Consider the following 17,061-nt stretch of genomic DNA (forward strand, 5'->3'; position numbering starts at 1 on the left):
TGCTTGAGGCTTTATGTTCGCTGCCCCTACACCCTAAGCATGCTTAGCATCAAAAGGAAAGCCTACTTAGTAAATTTTCTCCGATTGCAGGGAAACATGCCTGTGCTCAATGCCGAGAAGCGAGGCAGCGGCGCCGAAATCAGCGGCCCGGTGGCCCAGGCAGAGGGCCCAGTGATGGCCTATACCGGTCTGGCTCCACCGGTCAACCCAGAGTCCCGGGTCGCCGCCGAAATGTACCCGGGAGGTGGTGTTTCCGATTTCCAGGAGCGGTCCCGGGACTACTTCGCCTTCCGAGGTGACGAAGACGTAGGTGCCGTCCGGGTCCTGGCCGAGGCCAAAGGTGGTGACAGGGCCCTGCCGGACGTCGAATTCGACCGAAACGCCCCAGCCGCGCTTGCCGTGGTAGGTGCCCAGCCCGCGCAGGAGAGGCTCCCTGGCGGAGACGGCCAGGTGTGCCGGGCCGTCGTGCCCCATCTCCACCACCCCGTCAAAGAAGTTGAGCGCCTGGATCTCGGTGAACGAACCGCCGGCTCCGATGGCTTGCGCTGCCAGCATGGCGATCGAAGTCCGCAGCTCGTACTCCCCCGCCATCGGGATTCCGCGGGCCGTGAGAATGGAGGAACCCAGGATCATGCCCGCACCCAGCCGCTCGTGCTGCTCCCCGGCCAGCCCACGGTGGTAGTAGGCCACGGAGTCCAGGTCAAAGTCCTCCACCAGCTGGTCCAGCCCAACAGAAACCCTGGCACCCCAAGCGAAATCGTCGTCGTTGACGGACTCATCGAGCACAAACAGGCTCCGGGCCAAGTCAAGGCGCTCCGAGACTTCCGCGTCGGTCACCGCGTTCACGCGTTCGCGCAGGTCATCAAATTCGAGGACTTCCACGTGTGAACCGAAGGTGGTGGACACGCTCGTCAGGTCTGTGGAGACGTCCAGCATGCCCGGGTAGAGGTGCCCCATCAGTCCGTGCCGGGCATTCCGGAGCCGCGCACGGACCCCGGCGGCGTGCACCCACTGGTTGATCCGGTCCCAGGCTGCTTCCTGTTTCAGGTACCCCGAGACGGAGCGGAATTCAATCCCGGCGCGGCGGAACACGTTGGCGACCTCGGGCACCGGGCACTGTCCGCAATAGGCAAGCCATTGTCCGGTGCCGAAATTCGCGTGGTCCATTGCCTCCGTGGGCTGGAGATCGATGACCAGCACCGGGGTGCCTGCGCGCTGGGCGATAGGGAGGACCATGGAGGAGGTGAGGTAGGTGGCCAGGAAGATGACAATCAGGTCGCAGTCGGCCACCCTCAGCTTTTCCCCTGCCCTGGCGGCTTCGGGCGCGTCGGAGATGAAGCCGGCGTCGACCACGTCGGCGTCCAGTTCCCGCAGCCGGCCGGTGACGTACCGGGCCGATTCCTGCAGTTGCGGCAGGAGCCCGGGGAACTGCGGCCAGTAGGCTCCCAGTCCCCCGGAGACCAGCCCGATCCGGGTGGGCCGGCGCCGGTGGGGCTTCAATAACTCTGCTGAGCGGTTCGTAGCTGCCAATGTGCACGGCCTTCCGGCTCGGAATTTTCAGCGGAAATACAGTCGATGCAACCGCAGGGGCCCATTCCAGGCCGGCCGGCCCGGAATGGACCCCGCGCGGCGCTAGAAGTCGTACTGGTCGATGTTGTCCTTGTTGAAAACGGTCGGCGGGCCCACGATGACCAGTCCGCCTTCTTCAACCGTGCGGTCTCCCAGTTCGCCTGCCGTGAAGGTGTCCCCTGCGGCTCCGGTGATCTTTCCTTCCACCAGGGCCTTGCCGGCAAACGCTGCCACGTAGCCGAGCTGGGCCGGATCCCACAGCGCGAATTCCGTCACGGTTCCGTCCTTGACGAACGGCCGCATTTCATTGGGCAGGCCCAAGCCCGTCAGTGCCACCTTGCCCTTGTAGGCGGACGTGGAGAGGTAGCGGGCCGTGGCGGCAATGCCCACGGTGGTGGGCGAGATGATGCCCTTCAGGTTCGGGTGGGCCTGCAGCAGGCCCTGGGCTTCCTGGAAGGACTTGGTGTCGTCGTCATCGCCGTAGACCTTGGCCACCAGCTTGATGTCCTTGTAGGCCGGGTTGGTGTTGAGGTCCTCCTCCATGAACTTGATCCACTCGTTCTGGTTGGTGGCATTGGCGGTGGCGGACAGGATGGCGATTTCGCCGGATCCGCCGATCTGCTCCGCGATCAGCTTGGTCTGGATGAGTGCCACCTCCTTGGCCACGACCTGGCTGATGAAAACGTCGCGGCAGTCGGGGTTCGCGTCGGAGTCGAACGCCACAATCTTGGCACCCGCGGACCGTGCCTCGCCGAGGGCGGTGCACACGGCGTCGGGATCGTTGGCGGCGATGACGATGACGTTCGTCCCCGCCTGGGTTTCGGCGTTGATGAAGGACACCTGGCTGGAGGCAGACGCTTCAAGCGGGCCCACCACCTGCGAGGATGCAAATCCTGCTTCCTCCGATCCCTTCTTGCCGCCGCCGAGGACAACGTCCGTATACGGGTTGTTCAACTGCTTGGGGATGAACGTGATCTTCTGCTCCTCGACGGGGGCGGAGGTCTCCCCCTGGGTCCCCCCACCGCCGGCGCACCCTGTCAGGGCAAGCGCTGCCGCAGCGGTCAGGGTGACCAGCGGGACCATGCGCCCGCCGAGTCCGGTGTTTTTGCGGTTAAACATCATTGTTTTCCTTCTCCTTGGTGCGGTCGGTTTTTTGGACGCGGTGAGGGGCTGTGCCGCCTCCGCCGGTGTCCCGGGAAAAGCTGCGGCGGACGCGACGGGTATGCCGCCATTCCTTGATGCCCGACCCAATGCTGGGAGCCACCACGGAAGCGATGAGCAGCAGTCCGGTCACCGTGATCAGGACGACGTCGGACACGCGTCCCAGGCGCAGGGCGTAGTTGAGGGTGCCGATCAGCAGGACGCCGGCGATGACGCCGGGAATGGTCCCCTTGCCGCCGAAGATGGACACGCCGCCCAGGAGGACGGCGGCGATCACGGCGAGTTCCAGGCCGGAGGCGTTGTCGCTGCGGGCGCTCGTGTACCGCAGCGTCCAATAGATTCCGGCCAGGGATGCAACCACGCCCGATGCCACGTACAGCCAGAACTTGCTGCGTGCCACCTTGATGCCCACGAACGTGGCGGCTTCCTTGCTGTAACCCATCGCGTAGAGACCTCGTCCGAAGGGCGTGAAGTGCAGCAGGATGCCGAAAAACAGCATGACAAGGACGACGCCGATCATCACCGTCGGGATGCCCGTCCCGCCCAGCTTGGAGGTGAAGAAGGCGGTCAGTTCCTTTGGGAAGTTGGCCACGGCGTTGTCGCCGATCACCACCAGGGCGAGTCCACGGAACAGCGCCAGGGTTCCGATGGTGACTGCCAGTGACGGCAGGCCCAGGACGGCGATCAGGAATCCGTTGAACATTCCTGCTGCCGTTCCTGCAAGCAAACAGATGGCGAGCACCAGCCAGATGTCCATCCCGCCCGCCCACAGGACACCCATCAGGGCGCTGGTCAGCCCGGCGGTACTGGCCACCGAAAGGTCGATCTCGCCCGTGATGATGATCAGCGTCATGGGCATCGCGATGAGCAGCACCGGTATGACATCCAGGAGCAGGAAGCCGGTGGTGACCGGGGAGGCGAACCGTGGGATGGCGATGGCTGCGTAGATCAGGAACGCCAGGAGGGCGTAGATGGTGATGGCGTCGCGGCTGGCCAGGATCCGGGCTGCCCCTGTCCTGCCCTTCGGCTCGTCCGCAAGCGGCCTGGTGCTGTCCGCGACCGCCGCGGCCGGCGCCGGCTTGCTCCTGGGGGTGGTGGTTTCAGACATTGCGTGCCTCGCTTATCCGCAGTTTCTTCGCTGTCCGAAGGCTGGCCAGGCGGTCGATGATGATGGCGGTGAGGATGAGGATGCCCACAATCGCCTGCTGCCAGAACTTGTCCACCCGCAAGGCGGTGAGGGAGCTGGTGATGGTGGTCAGAAGCAGTGCACCCAGGGCGGCTCCGGCAACGGTTCCGCTGCCGCCGAAGATGGCGACGCCGCCCACCACCGCCGCCGCAACGACGTCCAGTTCCATGCCGGTTCCGGTGGTTGCCCCCACCGAGTTGAAGCGGCTGGCGTAGAGCACTCCGGCCAGGCCTGCGAGCGCGCCGTTGGCCAGGAACGCCAGGAACACCCGCTTGGATACCTTGATGCCGAAGACCGTGGCAGCGTCGGGGTCCGAGCCGATGGCGTACAGGTCCCTGCCGGGGCGCGTCCCGGCCATGTAGACCGCCACGGCTACCACCACCGCGATGGCCAGCAGGGTGATGATGGGGAATCCGAGCACGGTGTCCACGGACAGGGCACCGAAGGCTTCCGGCCGGTCTCCGGCGAAGTACTGTTTGCCCCCGGCCCAGGCGTTATTAAGGCCCCGGAACACGTAGAGCGTGCCCAGGGTGATGACCAGCGCCGGTACCTTGGCCACGGTCACCAGCAGACCGTTGATGGATCCGAGCAACGCACCGAAGGCCATCCCGACGACGAGGACGGCGAAGATGGGCAGGTCCGGCATCGCCGCAAAAATGGACCCCGTGCCGAACGCGACGAGCCCCAGCATGGAGCCCACCGAGAGGTCGATGTTCCGCGTGATGATGAGCAGGGTTTGTCCGGCCGCGAGGATCATGATGATGGTCGCGTTCAACAGGAGGTCCTTGACCCCCTGCGGCGACAGGAACAGCGGGTTGTTCAGGTACGTGACCAGCACCAGCAGGGCCAGCGCAATCAGGACGGGAAGCTCACGCAGCCGCAGCACGGAGCCAAGCGCGCCTCCGCCGGCGCGCACCGCCGTCGTGCCTGGTTCCCGGTGGTCGATGGTGGAGCTCATTCCGTCACTCCCGTGGATGATGTTGCGGCGTGCATAACGGATTCGGGATCGGCGGCAGCACGGTCCAGGTGGGCTGTGATGCGGCCCTCGCGCATGACGAGGACCCGGTCCGCCATGCCCAGGACCTCGGGCAGTTCGGACGAGATCATCAGGATAGCGATCCCCCGCACTGCCAGGTCTGAGATGAGCCGGTGGACTTCGCTCTTGGTGCCGACGTCGATGCCACGCGTGGGTTCGTCGATGATCAGCAGCCGGGGGTCCGTGGCCAGCCATTTGGCGAGCACCACCTTTTGCTGGTTCCCGCCGGAGAGGGTGGAGACGGCGTGCTCCTGGGAACCGGCCTTGACCTGCAGGCGCTTGCTCCACTCTTGGGCAGCTCGGCGCTCTTTGGCACCATTGATGAGTCCCGCCGTGAGGAATTTTTCCCGGAGCGTCAGGGTGACGTTGCGGGCCACCGACAGGTTCATCACCAGCCCCTGCTTGCGGCGGTCCTCCGGGACAAACGCGAGGCCGGCCGCGATGGCGGCCTGCGGATCGCGCGCCTTCAAGGGTTTTCCCTCCACTTCGATCCTCCCCGAATCGTAGGGGTCGATCCCGAACACGGCGCGGGCAACTTCGGTGCGGCCTGCCCCCACCAGCCCGGCCAGGGCGACAATTTCGCCGGCGCGGACCTCGAAGCTGATGTCGCGGAAAACCCCGGCGCTGCTGAGTCCCTCGACCTTAAGCACCGTGTGGCCGATCTCCGCCTCCGCCTTGGGAAACAGCGTGGCGATGTCCCGGCCCACCATCTCGCGGACAATCCGTTCAACCGTGACGTCGGTGGTGCGGTGGGTGGCGATGTACCGCCCGTCCCGCATGACGGTGATCCGGTCGCAGAGGTCAAACACCTCGTCGAAGCGGTGCGAGATGAACAGGATTCCGGTCCCCTTGTCCCGCAGGGCGCGGGCCACGGCGAAGAGCCTGTCCACTTCCACCCCACTGAGCGCGGCGGTGGGCTCGTCCATCACCAGGACCTTCGCATCGAGGGAAATGGCTTTTGCGATTTCAATGATCTGCTGGTCCGCAATGGAGAGTCCCTCTGCCACCCGGGACGGATCGATGGGGACCCCCAGCCGCCTGAACAGTTCCGCGGCCTGGCGCCTCATCTCGCTGCGGCTGATGAGCCGCGACCGCCCTTTCGGCTGCCGGCCGATGAAGATGTTTTCCGCGACCGTCAGGTCCGGGAACAGCGTGGGCTCCTGGTAGATGACCGAAATTCCGGCTGCCTTGCTCTCGGCCACGTTCCGGAAATGGACAGGCTCCCCGCTGAGCCGGAAGTCCCCGGAGTCCGGGTGGTGGAGGCCGGCGAGGATCTTCACCAGCGTGGATTTGCCGGCACCGTTTTCGCCCACAAGGGCGTGGATTTCCCCGGCCCGGATTTCAATGGTGCCGTCCGCCAGCGCGACCACCGGGCCGAATGTCTTGGCGGCGTGGGTCAGCGAAAGCACTGTCTCCTGCGGCCGTTCCCCAGATCCGGGAACCGCATGTGCATTCGGAGTTTGCTGCATAGAGTAACCGCGCCTTCGAGGTTTACGAGCTTGGAATGAATCGTTTCAGAACTCCTACGTGGTTTGAATCATAAGACCGCCCACCAGCGCCGTCAATAGAATCGGGGCCTGCTCAGGCATTCGTAACCGATCTGTGCTGGGGCGGCATCTGGGGCAGTTCCGTCCGGGCCCCTTGCCCGCGTGGCACGCCACCCGACGCCCTTCCTGTTCACCCAACCTTTCCCTCGAGGTAACGCCTTCTCCCCCGCCGTGTCAGGCCCGGCGCCCAGCGTGGAGGGGTGAGGATCGCAATTGTTGCTGAATCATTCCTGCCACTGATGAACGGGGTGACACATTCCATCCTGCGGGTGCTTGACCACCTGCAGGAACGGGGCGACGACGTCCTGGTCATTGCACCGTCCACGCAGGACGGGGAGGCGCCGGACCAGGTCAAGGGCGCACACATCCACCGGCTTCCCGCCGTCCCGCTGGCGGGATACACGAACGTTCGCGTGGCGATGGGCGGTGTGTACCGGGTCAAGCGAATCCTTGCCGACTACGCACCGGACGTGGTCCATCTGGCATCGCCGTTCGTCCTCGGCTGGCGGGCGGCCCAGGCGGCCCACCAGCTGGGTATCCCCACGGTGGCCATCTACCAGACAGAGGTCCCCAGCTATGCCGCCCGGTACGGGGTCCCGTTCCTGGAGAACTGGGCCTGGAACCGGGTGGAAAACATCCATCTGCTTGCCTCCCGCACCCTGGTGCCCTCGACGTTCGCGCTGAACCAGTTGCGCGGACGCGGCATTCCCCGGGTGCAGATGTGGCGCCGCGGCGTGGACACCGCCCGGTTCTCACCGGAAAAGCGCGACGACGGGTGGCGGGCTGCGGTGGCGCCCGGCGGTCAGCGGATCATCGGCTATGTAGGCAGGCTTGCAGTGGAAAAGCAGGTTGAGGACCTGGCGGCCCTGGCCGGAGTGCCGGACGCCAGGCTGGTGATCGTGGGAGACGGGCCCCAGCGTGCAGCGTTGGAAGATGCGCTGCCGGACGCCGTTTTCACCGGTTTCCTGGGCGGTGACGAGCTGGCACGCACCGTTGCCTCCTTCGACCTTTTCGTCCACCCGGGCGAGTTCGAAACGTTCTGCCAGACCATCCAGGAAGCCATGGCATCGGGCGTGCCCGTGGTGGCCACCGGCCGCGGCGGACCCCTGGACCTCGTCGAAAACTCTCGGACGGGCTGGCTCTACGAACCCGGCGACTTGGCAGGCATGCGCGCCCGGGTGCTGGACCTCATGGGCGATGACGCCAAGCGACGGGCCTTCGCGGCCGCTGCCTATGGGTCTGTTCAGAACAGGACCTGGCCGGCGCTGTGCGCCGAGTTGGTGGGGCACTATACGGACGTGATGGCGGACAGGCCGGCAGCACAGGGATCGGGTTCACGGGCAGGGGCAATCCAATGAAAATTTCCGTCATCGGCTGCGGCTACCTGGGCGCCGTCCACGCCGCCACCCTGGCATCCATGGGCCACAGCGTGGTGGGCATCGACGTCGATCCGGCCAAGGTCAGCCAGTTGGGCGGCGGTGTGGCCCCGTTCCACGAACCCGGCCTGGACGAACTCCTCCAGGACGGACGGGCCAGCGGAAGGCTGCGGTTTTCCACCGACGTTGCGGACGCCAAGGGCGCGCAGGTCCACTTCCTCTGCGTGGGCACCCCGCAGGACAAAACGTCCGACGCCGCCGACCTCACCTTCCTGGTCTCCGCCATGGAAGCCCTGCTGCCGCACCTGGCCGCTGGCGCCGTCGTCGTCGGCAAATCCACTGTGCCCGTCGGCACCGTGGCGATGCTCCGCGGTGTGCTGTCCACGCGCCCGGACGTGCGGCTGGGATGGAACCCGGAGTTCCTCCGGCAGGGTACAGCCGTGAAGGACTCACTGGTTCCCGACCGCCTGGTTTATGGCGTGGAGGGCGGCCGCGCTGCTGCCTTCGGCCCGTCGTCGGGAGCGCCGCTTGGGGTCACGGCCGCGCTGGACGCCGTGTACGAGCCCCTGCTCCGGGCAGGGATCCCGCGGCTTGTCTGCAATTTTGCCACCGCGGAGCTCATCAAGTCGGCGGCGAATGCGTACCTGGCCACCAAGGTCAGCTTCATCAATGCCGTGGCCGAGTTGTGTGACGCTTCCGGTGCGGACGTTGCGGAACTCAGCGAGGCGATGGGCCTGGACCCGCGGATCGGGAGCCGGTACCTGCACGCCGGGCTGGGCTTCGGCGGCGGCTGCCTGCCCAAGGACATCCGCAGTTTCCGGAGCCAGGCCGCAGACCACGGCGTCACAGCGGTGGAGGACTGGATGCGGCTGGTGGATTCGGTGAACCTGGGACAGCGCACCCGGACGGTTGGACTGGCCACAGAGCTCTGCGGCGGCAGCCTCGCCGGCCGCTCCGTCACGGTCCTGGGCGCCTCGTTCAAGCCGGACACGGACGATATCCGTGACTCGCCCGCTCTCGATGTGGCAGACCGGCTGGCTGCCGCCGGCGCGCATGTGACGGTGACGGATCCGAAAGCCGTGAACCATGCCTGGCGGCGCTACCCGCGGCTGCGCTTCGAAGCCTCCACCGAGCGCGCCCTCGAGGGGGCCGAACTGGTGCTGCTGCTCACCGAGTGGGACGACTATCGCCGCCTCTCCCCCGCAACGGCCGCGTCGCTGGTCCGACGGCGGGTGGTGCTGGATGCGCGCAACGCGCTGGACGCCGCTGCCTGGCAGGCGGAAGGCTGGCTGGTGCGCGGCCTGGGCACATCGCCTGCAGCACCGATGGTCCAATCGGCGGAGGCTGCCGCCCGCTGACCCTGGCGCGTCAGCCCAGGAGTCCCAGTTCGGCAAAGGCCAGTGCCACACCATTGCCGGCCGGGCCGGGGGTGAACCTGTCAGCGACGGCCAGCACGTCCGGGTGTCCGCCTTCAACGGCAATCCCGATTCCCGCGTACTCCAGCATTTCAATGTCATTGGCGCTGTCGCCGATGGCCACGATGTCCGCCCGGTCCAGCCCGAGACGGGCTTCCACCACCTGGATTCCCAGCGCCTTGTGGGTGCCGGCCATGTAGATCTCGCCGGCGCGGTCACCCAGCGCCGAGAGGGAACTGGGGATCAGGCCCACCTCCGGGCCGAAAGTGCCCAGGAGTTCTACCAGCGGCAGCGGCGAGTCAAAGCAGGAAATTTTGGCGAACGAGGCGGAACGCAGGTCGTCGCTGTACTGCATGGGCCCCAGGATGTCCTCGAGGGGATCGACGTCGGTACTCAGGACTCCGTCGTGCCGTGGCCGGCCGGCGAAGACGGGACCAAGCACCTGCCTCAGCCGCTGGTCAACGCCGGTGCGGCCATGCAGCGCCTCCGGTGCTTCCAGTATGTAGGCGGCGTTATGGGCATCCAGCGTTTCCACGAGGCGCGCAGCCAGGTTCGGCGCAAAGCGGGTGTCCTTCAGGATCTCGCCGTTGAGCTCCACGCGGGCACCGGCCCCGGTGATGACGCCGTCGAATCCCGTTTCGAGGATGTGGCCGGGAACCATGGACAGCGGCCGCCCGGTGCAGACAAAAACCAGGTGGCCGAGCGCGCGTGCTGTCCGGACGGCCTCGACGTGCGCTGCAGGTGCCAGCCCGTGGTCCGCGTACGTGCCGTCAATGTCGAGGAAGATGGCACGTGGCCGGACGGTTTGCTGGCTGGACATGCCGGGCTCCTTGGTCTGCTGCGGGGACACCCAATCCTATCGAAGGCGCACATTTGTGCGGGTTCGCCCGATAAATGACCGGCATTCCTTGAGACGAAGTGACAGTCATCCTGTAATAAACAAAGCCTTGCAGAGAAGTAAGCACGCTGATTGAATTAGGTCACCGGAAATGGGGGCCCGGCACAACTTACTGATTAAGGAGTGACAACATGGGCATTCTCGGATTTCTCATTTTGGGCCTGATCGCCGGAGCCATCGCGAAGGCAATCCTGCCGGGTCGTCAGGGCGGAGGCTGGGTGGTAACCATGGTCCTTGGCGTTGTCGGCGCCATTCTGGGCGGCTGGATCGGTTCGCTGATCTTTGGCGGCGGACTGGCGGAATTCTTCGATATCCGTACGTGGCTGCTGGCCATTCTCGGCTCCATCGTCGTACTGCTGGTCTACGGCGCAATCACCAACCGCAGCCACCGCAGGGTGTAACAGCACCTCATATTTCATCAGCCTCAAACGCCGTCCTCCCACCCGGAGGGCGGCGTTTCTGCGTACCGCTGGCAACGGCCGGGCACCTTCCCGGGCAATTCCTTGGAAACCGATTCCTCCCCGCACCGCTAAATTTCCGCGTTCGCGTTTATGATGTCCGAGGGGGGTGGTGTTATGGCTGATTCCAGCCACGGCAATAAGGTGGCGGTCCGAACATTCGGGGCGGTCCTGGACGCCAACCCCGACGCCCTCCTGGCCGTGACAGCGGACGGAACCATCACGGTGGCCAACGCCGCGGCAGCGAGGCTCTTCGGGTTACCGCGGGAAGAACTGGCAGGCCGCAACTACCGGACGCTCCTGGCTGCTGGCTTTGAGGATGAAGTGGACCAACTCTTCCGGCAGCTCATGGCCAGCCCCGGCGAATTTCCGCCGCCCCGGGAGATTAACGGGCTAAACAGCGACGGCACCGAATTTTCTGCTGAAGTGGCAGGCTCGCTCCTCCCGACGGAGGGGCCGCAGGAAGCAATGCATGGCTCAGTCCCGCCGCGATCGACGGGAGGACAGACACGGCAGTACGACGGCGTTCCGGCCGGCACGCGGATGCTCCTGTCCGTCCGGGGTACTTCACACCGCCAGGCCGCGGACGCCGACCTGCGGGAGGCCATGTCCCTGCTGACGGCCACGCTGGAGTCCACGGCGGACGGCATCCTGGTGATGAGCACAGAGGGACACGTTGCCGGTTTCAACGACCAGTTCCTCACCATGTGGAATATCCCGCCGGAATTACTGGAGGGCGACAGCGAAGAACCCGTAATGCGGCTCATCATTTCCCAGGTGGCGGATCCCGTGGAGTTCATAGCCCGGCTCACCGAAGTGGAGGACGATCCTGCGGCAGAGAGCCATGACGTCCTGGAATTCAAGGACGGCCGCACCTTCGAACGCTACTCGCGGCCGCAGCGGGTGGGAGACAACATCGTGGGCCGGGTCTGGAGCTTCCGGGACGTGACTCCGCGCCGGAAAGCCCAGGAGCAGGCCCACCAGGCAATGCTTGACCTGGCTGCCCAGGCAGAGAAGCTCCGTGCCATGGCGTTCCAGGATCCGCTGACCGGCCTGGCCAACAGGGCCGTGTTTAATGACGGGCTGGCCGAGGCCCTGCAGGAGCCGCGGCTGAAGGCGGTGGACGTGCTGCTGCTGGACCTGGACGACTTCAAGGAAGTCAATGACATCCTTGGCCACCAAGCGGGCGACGACATGCTGATCGAAGTGGCCCGCCGGCTGCGCGGCTGCGTCCCCACGGCAGATGTTGTGGCCAGGCTGGGCGGTGACGAATTTGTGGTCCTGCTGACGGCATGCCCCGACGCCGACGAAATCGCCGCCTGCATTGTCCGCTGCCTCCATGTACCCGTGACCATCAGCGGCACCGTGCTGCGGCCCAGCCTCAGCCTGGGGCTCGCGTCGCTAGGCCAGGACAGCGTGGGCCCGTCCGAACTCCTGCGCCAGGCGGACATCGCCATGTATGCGGCAAAGGCGGCGGGCAAGAACCGCTTCCTCCGGTTCCACCCCGACATGATGACAGCTTTGGTGAAAAGGACCGATATGGAAAGCGGGCTGCAGCAGGCTGTGGCGAATGGCGAGATCACCGTGGACTATCAGCCCATCGTTTCGCACCGCATGGGCCAGGTGGTCATGTTCGAGGCGCTGGCGCGGTGGGACCGCGGCGGTGAGCGGGTGCCGCCGTCGGTCTTCATCCCGCTCGCTGAGCGGACCGGCCTGATCAGCGAAATCGGGTCGGAAGTCATGGCGGCCGGCATGGTCCAGCTGGCAGGCTGGCTGAGCGAGGATCCGTCGCGGTCCCTCGCCGTGAACGTCTCCGGTGTGCAGCTGCAGGAGCGGGACTTCGCAGACACTGTCCTGCGCTTGGCGGAAGCGGCCGGCGTGGCACCCTTCCAGCTGGTCCTGGAAGTCACCGAGAGCGTATTTTTCGACGCCGACTGCAGCCTGATCAAGCAGCTCAGCACCCTGCGGGAGGCCGGCGCCCGGGTGGCCCTGGATGACTTCGGCACCGGCTATTCCTCGCTGGGCCGGCTGCAGGACCTCCCCGTGGATACCGTAAAGATCGACAAAACCTTCGTCTCCATGGTGCGGACCGGCACCGAGCGGCTGCCCATCCTCAGCTCCATGATCAACATGGCCCAGAGCCTGGGCCTTGCCGTCATCGCCGAAGGCATCGAAACGGCCGCCCAGGCGGACTACCTCACGGCGCTGGATTGCGATTCCCTGCAGGGATACCTTTTCTCCCTTCCCGAGCCGGGCGAAAGGCTGGACCACGCCCTGCACCATGCCGAGGAAGCCCTGAACGCCCTCAAGGCGCGGTAGCGGGGCAAACGTGCGCCTGCCGGCCACCCCGCCGAGGGGTGTGAGGGATATCATTGGGGTGCGTCTCCGCCCAGGTCTCGGGCGGGCTCCGGTCTCAGGTTTTTGGGGTTCCGGGCGCAGCTGGAGGGAAGGGGACCTTCGTGTCTCGCACCGGTCTTTTGGAGCACCGGCCTGCCATCGGTAACGGGAGGGTCCGGCTGGGGTTGCCGGCTTTGCTGACTGCCGTGGCGCTGGCCTCGCTTGCCCTGTTTTTCGCAGCCAACAGCGGCACGCCCCCGGCATTGGTGACGGGGGATGCCCTCATCCTCGCGGCTTCCCTGCTGGCCGGGACGAGTTGTGCCCGTGCTGCCGCGCGTGGCGGAGTCAACGCCAGGGCCTGGATGTTCATGTCCGTGGCCGCCTTCGTGTGGGCCTCGGGCATGGCTCTTTATACCTACTATGGCCTCGCCTACAGCCACGTCTATCCCTTCCCGTCGCTCGCGGACGCCGGGTTCATCGCGTACTCGGTGCCCGCCGTCGCCGCGCTCTTTTCCTTCAAGGGGCGCGCCGGAAGCCCGGTGGCGCTGTACCGGGCGGTGATGGACGCAGCGGTCATCGCCGGCTCGGTGCTGGTGGTCAGCTGGTACACCGCACTGGGGCCCGCGTCCAGTTCGGTGGGTGACCCGCTGGCGCGCCTCACCGGGATGGCCTACCCGGTGGTGGACGCGATCATCACGTCCCTGGTCCTGGTCCTTGCCATGCGGCGCCAGCCGGGTGAGCGTCTTCCGTGGCTGTGTTTCGGCGGCGGCCTGCTGGTCCTCGCCGTCACGGACAGCATCTACGTGAGGATGACGTTCGACGGCGTCACGGGCGCCACGGGTTCGCCGCTCGCCCTCGGTTGGATCATCGCCTTCCTCCTCATCGCGCTGGCGCCCCTGGCACCGTCCGTGGAGAGCGCCGGGCCGGACCGGCAGAGTTACACGCTGGCGCTGGAACTGCTGCCCTACGCGCCGCTGCTGGTTGCCGTGATCATGTTCGCCGGGCCGCATCTTTACGAGCTGGAACCGTTCCTGCTGGTGGTGGGGGCCGCGGTGCTGGTGTGCGTGCTGGTCCGGCAGGTACTGATCGTCTTCGAGAACATCCGGCTCACCAGCGGCCTCGAGGAGGAAGTGGCGGTCCGTACCCGGGAGTTGGAGGCCGCCCGTGAAGCGGCCCTGGAAGCAAGCCGGCTCAAGTCCGAATTCCTGGCCACCATGAGCCACGAGATCCGCACCCCCATGAACGGCGTGGTGGGCCTGACGGCCCTGCTGCTGGAAACACCGCTGGATGACACCCAGAAGCAGTACGCCCAGGGCGTCAAGGGTGCCGGCGAGGCGCTGCTGGCACTCATCAACGACATCCTGGACTTCTCCAAGCTGGAGGCCGGCAAGGTGGACCTGGATATCCGCCCCTTCGATCCGCGCGTCCTGGTGGAGGAAGTGGCGGGACTGCTTGCGGAACCGGCGCTGGCAAAGAACCTGGAGCTGATCGCCTACTGCGAGCCGGAGGTCCCGGCGCGGCTGGAGGGCGACTCCGGCCGGATCCGCCAGATCCTGCTGAACCTTGCCTCCAACGCGGTGAAGTTCACCGCATCCGGCGAGGTTGCCATCCGGGTGACAACGGAGAACCCCGGTGCGGGTCCCGGAAGCACCGCCGCGGTGTACTTCGAGGTGCGGGATACGGGCATCGGCATCGACCCCGCCCACCACCCGAAACTTTTTCAGTCCTTCTCCCAGGCGGATGCCTCCACCACGCGCCGCTACGGCGGGACCGGCCTGGGCTTGGCTATCTCGCGCCGGCTAACGGAAGCGATGGACGGCGAGGTGGGCCTGCAGAGCGTGCCGGGAGAGGGCAGCACGTTCTGGTTCCGGCTGCCGCTGCCGGTGGCTCCGCCGTCCACGGACCCCGTGCCCGCCGCGGGTTTCCTCAACGGCCTGCGGGTGCTGGTGGTGGACGATAACGCCACCAACCGGCTGGTGCTCGAATCGCAGCTGCGGGGCTGGCGGATGCAGCCCGCAGCCGTGCCGGATGCCGGTTCGGCGCTGGCAAGGGCGCGGGAGGCGAATGCGGCCGGAGAACCGTTCCACCTGGCCGTGCTGGACTTCTGCATGCCGGACACCGACGGTCTGGAGCTGGCCCGGCAGATGAAGGCCGACGGCGGGCTGGCGGGGATCGAGCTCATCATGCTGACCTCCACCATGCAGGTGGACTCGGCGGAGATAGCGGGTGCAGGGGTGCGCGAGTGGCTGATGAAGCCGGTCCGCAGTTCCGAGTTCTACAACCGCCTGGTCCGCCTGATGTCCACCCGGGACCCTGCGCTCCCGGCAGGCGGGGCCAGCCACCTTGCCCGGGCCGCCGACCCGATGGACGGACCCGCCCGTGGACGCATCCTGGTGGTGGAGGACAACGAAGTGAACCAGCTGGTGGCCAAGGCAACGGTCAGCAAGTTCGGGTATGCGGTGGACGTGGTGGCCAACGGCGCCGAAGCCGTTGCCGCCACCGATGCCTGCCGTTATGCCGCCGTCCTGATGGACTGCCACATGCCCGTGATGGACGGCTTTGAGGCCACCCGGGTGATCCGGGGCCGGGAGTTGGGTTACCGGCTGCCGATCATCGCCATGACCGCCGGCGCACTGGACGGGGACAGGGAGCGCTGCCTGGCAGCAGGCATGGACGATTACCTGGCCAAACCGGTGGATGCCGCGGCCTTGCAGGCGGCACTGACGCGTTGGGTTCCGGAACAGGTCCCCCAGCCACTGGCCGTAACGGGCGGGCGCCCGGCAACCGCGGGGAGCAGCCGCCCGGCGCTGGACCAGGACCGGCTCGCCGTGCTGCGGGAGCTTGGCACCGGTGATGGGCTGCTGCGTGCGGCGGCGGAGGCTTTCCGCAAGGACGCCCCGGGACGCATCGCGGCGATCCGCACAGCGATTGACGGCGGCGGCGGGCCGGCACTGGTGCAGGCCGCCCACGCCCTGAAAGGATCCGCAGCCAACATCGGCGCCAGCGCCGTCGCCGCTACCTGTGCGGAGCTGGAAGGCGTGGGCCGCAGCGGAACAAGCGGCGGCGCCGCGGATCTTCTCGCCCGCTTGGAGCCGGAACTGCTGCAAGTGGACACCGAACTGGAGACCATGCTGGAGGTGCCGAAGTGAAAGTGCTGGTGGCCGACGACGATCCGGGCTCGCTGCTGGTGGCCAGGGCCGCCGTCGAACGCTCCGGGCACCACTGCCTGGCGGCCGCGGACGGTGACGAGGCGTGGGCACTGTTCCGCGAACACCAGCCGGACGTGGTGGTCACCGACTGGATGATGCCCGGCATGGACGGGCTGGCGCTGTGCCGGTCCATCCGGGCGCGCGAGACGGACCTTTACACCTACATTGTGCTGCTGACCTCGCAGGGGTCCCGGGACGATGTGCTGGCGGGCCTGGAGGCCGGCGCGGACGACTACGTGACCAAGCCGCTTGACCCGTTCGTGCTGCGGGCCCGGCTCTTGGTGGCCCTGCGGATCACCACCCTGCACGCGGATCTGGCCCACTACCGGAAGGTACTCTCGCAGCAGGCGCGGACTGATCCCCTGACCGGGCTGCACAACCGGCTGAAACTCGCCGAAGACCTGGAGCAGCTGCACGCCCGCAGCGCCCGCTACGGCGAGGAGTACAGCCTTGCCATGTGCGATGTGGACAACTTCAAGGCCTATAACGACATTTACGGCCACCAGGCGGGGGACCTTGCACTGCGGGCCGTGGCCGCGGCGCTGGCACGCCACGCACGGAAGAGCGACGGCGTTTACCGGTACGGGGGCGAGGAATTCCTGCTGGTGCTGCCCAAACAAGGCCTTCCCGGGGCGAAGGCTTTGATGGAACGGACGCTGGCAGCCGTGCGGGAGCTGGGAATCCCGCATGTGGGCGACCCGTCCGGCCAGCTGCGGCTGAGCGCGGGAATCTCCACTTTCTCGGCACAGCACCCCGCCGACGCCGACACGCTGCTGGGTGAGGCGGACGCCGCCCTGTACGCGGCGAAGGCGGCCGGCCGGAACCGGGTTGAGGTGGCCGGGTAGCCGCAGGCCCGCAGGCCGGGTTGG

The 17,061-nt window shown here is 66.6% G+C and carries 12 protein-coding genes; 6 read left to right on the plus strand and 6 right to left on the minus strand.

What is annotated here, in order from left to right; genetic code table 11:
* Positions 1–66: 66 nt before the first annotated feature.
* The 5 genes from DXK94_RS07225 to DXK94_RS07245 form a co-directional block, all read right to left on the minus strand.
* The gene (locus DXK94_RS07225; RefSeq protein ID WP_115524429.1) at positions 67–1,530 is read right to left on the minus strand and encodes an L-fucose/L-arabinose isomerase family protein; all 1,464 of its coding nucleotides are present in this window, start codon (positions 1,528–1,530) and stop codon (positions 67–69) included.
* 102 nt (positions 1,531–1,632) lie between these two features.
* Complete coding sequence (gene rhaS, locus DXK94_RS07230) at positions 1,633–2,691, minus strand: rhamnose ABC transporter substrate-binding protein (RefSeq protein WP_079595774.1); 1,059 nt, start codon at positions 2,689–2,691, stop codon at positions 1,633–1,635.
* Positions 2,681–3,838, minus strand: a complete 1,158-nt coding sequence (locus DXK94_RS07235) for an ABC transporter permease (protein ID WP_258868471.1) — start codon at positions 3,836–3,838, stop codon at positions 2,681–2,683. Before DXK94_RS07235 ends, rhaS begins: the two co-directional genes overlap by 11 nt.
* Positions 3,831–4,874 carry an ABC transporter permease gene (locus tag DXK94_RS07240; protein WP_115524430.1) on the minus strand — a complete coding sequence of 348 codons (1,044 nt, stop codon included), beginning with the start codon at positions 4,872–4,874 and terminating at the stop codon, positions 3,831–3,833. The genes DXK94_RS07235 and DXK94_RS07240 overlap by 8 nt, the downstream gene beginning before the upstream one ends.
* Positions 4,871–6,421 carry a sugar ABC transporter ATP-binding protein gene (locus DXK94_RS07245; protein ID WP_115524431.1) on the minus strand — a complete coding sequence of 517 codons (1,551 nt, stop codon included), beginning with the start codon at positions 6,419–6,421 and terminating at the stop codon, positions 4,871–4,873. Before DXK94_RS07245 ends, DXK94_RS07240 begins: the two co-directional genes overlap by 4 nt.
* Before the next feature lie 278 nt (positions 6,422–6,699).
* Between DXK94_RS07245 and DXK94_RS07250 the strand changes: the two genes are divergently transcribed.
* Both DXK94_RS07250 and DXK94_RS07255 read left to right on the plus strand, forming a co-directional pair.
* A complete protein-coding gene (locus tag DXK94_RS07250) occupies positions 6,700–7,857 on the plus strand; it encodes a glycosyltransferase family 1 protein (protein ID WP_181884757.1) in 1,158 nt (385 codons plus the stop codon).
* On the plus strand, positions 7,854–9,233 hold the full coding sequence (locus DXK94_RS07255; protein WP_115524432.1) for a UDP-glucose/GDP-mannose dehydrogenase family protein: 1,380 nt from the start codon (positions 7,854–7,856) through the stop codon (positions 9,231–9,233). The genes DXK94_RS07250 and DXK94_RS07255 overlap by 4 nt, the downstream gene beginning before the upstream one ends.
* Positions 9,234–9,243: 10 nt before the next feature.
* On the opposite strand, the gene DXK94_RS07260 is transcribed toward DXK94_RS07255, so the two are convergent.
* Entirely contained in the window at positions 9,244–10,110 is an 867-nt protein-coding gene (locus DXK94_RS07260; RefSeq protein WP_115524433.1) for an HAD family hydrolase, read from the minus strand.
* Between the two features lie 209 nt (positions 10,111–10,319).
* On the opposite strand from DXK94_RS07260, the gene DXK94_RS07265 reads away from it, so the two are divergent.
* From DXK94_RS07265 to DXK94_RS07280, 4 genes are all read left to right on the plus strand, one after another.
* Positions 10,320–10,589, plus strand: a complete 270-nt coding sequence (locus tag DXK94_RS07265) for a GlsB/YeaQ/YmgE family stress response membrane protein (protein WP_079595779.1) — start codon at positions 10,320–10,322, stop codon at positions 10,587–10,589.
* A 174-nt stretch (positions 10,590–10,763) separates the two neighbouring features.
* Positions 10,764–12,965: an EAL domain-containing protein gene (locus DXK94_RS07270; protein ID WP_115524434.1), complete on the plus strand. Its 2,202-nt coding sequence runs from the start codon at positions 10,764–10,766 to the stop codon at positions 12,963–12,965.
* 140 nt (positions 12,966–13,105) lie between these two features.
* Entirely contained in the window at positions 13,106–16,132 is a 3,027-nt protein-coding gene (locus DXK94_RS07275; RefSeq protein ID WP_258868472.1) for a response regulator, read from the plus strand.
* Complete coding sequence (locus tag DXK94_RS07280) at positions 16,129–17,037, plus strand: diguanylate cyclase (protein ID WP_115524435.1); 909 nt, start codon at positions 16,129–16,131, stop codon at positions 17,035–17,037. The genes DXK94_RS07275 and DXK94_RS07280 overlap by 4 nt, the downstream gene beginning before the upstream one ends.
* The last annotated feature ends 24 nt before the right edge of the window (positions 17,038–17,061 follow it).

Origin of the sequence: Arthrobacter sp. RT-1, assembly GCF_003367205.1 — a bacterium.
GTDB lineage: Bacteria > Actinomycetota > Actinomycetes > Actinomycetales > Micrococcaceae > Arthrobacter.

What these genes read in the sequence shown, in the direction of transcription:
- DXK94_RS07255 (WP_115524432.1), top strand. Translation starts at nt 7,854, where the DNA reads ATGAAAATTTCCGTCATCGGCTGCGGCTACCTGGGCGCCGTCCACGCC.
- DXK94_RS07260 (WP_115524433.1), bottom strand. Translation starts at nt 10,110, where the DNA reads ATGTCCAGCCAGCAAACCGTCCGGCCACGTGCCATCTTCCTCGACATT.
- DXK94_RS07270 (WP_115524434.1), top strand. Translation starts at nt 10,764, where the DNA reads ATGGCTGATTCCAGCCACGGCAATAAGGTGGCGGTCCGAACATTCGGG.
- DXK94_RS07240 (WP_115524430.1), bottom strand. Translation starts at nt 4,874, where the DNA reads ATGAGCTCCACCATCGACCACCGGGAACCAGGCACGACGGCGGTGCGC.
- DXK94_RS07245 (WP_115524431.1), bottom strand. Translation starts at nt 6,421, where the DNA reads ATGCAGCAAACTCCGAATGCACATGCGGTTCCCGGATCTGGGGAACGG.
- rhaS (WP_079595774.1), bottom strand. Translation starts at nt 2,691, where the DNA reads ATGATGTTTAACCGCAAAAACACCGGACTCGGCGGGCGCATGGTCCCG.
- DXK94_RS07265 (WP_079595779.1), top strand. Translation starts at nt 10,320, where the DNA reads ATGGGCATTCTCGGATTTCTCATTTTGGGCCTGATCGCCGGAGCCATC.
- DXK94_RS07235 (WP_258868471.1), bottom strand. Translation starts at nt 3,838, where the DNA reads ATGTCTGAAACCACCACCCCCAGGAGCAAGCCGGCGCCGGCCGCGGCG.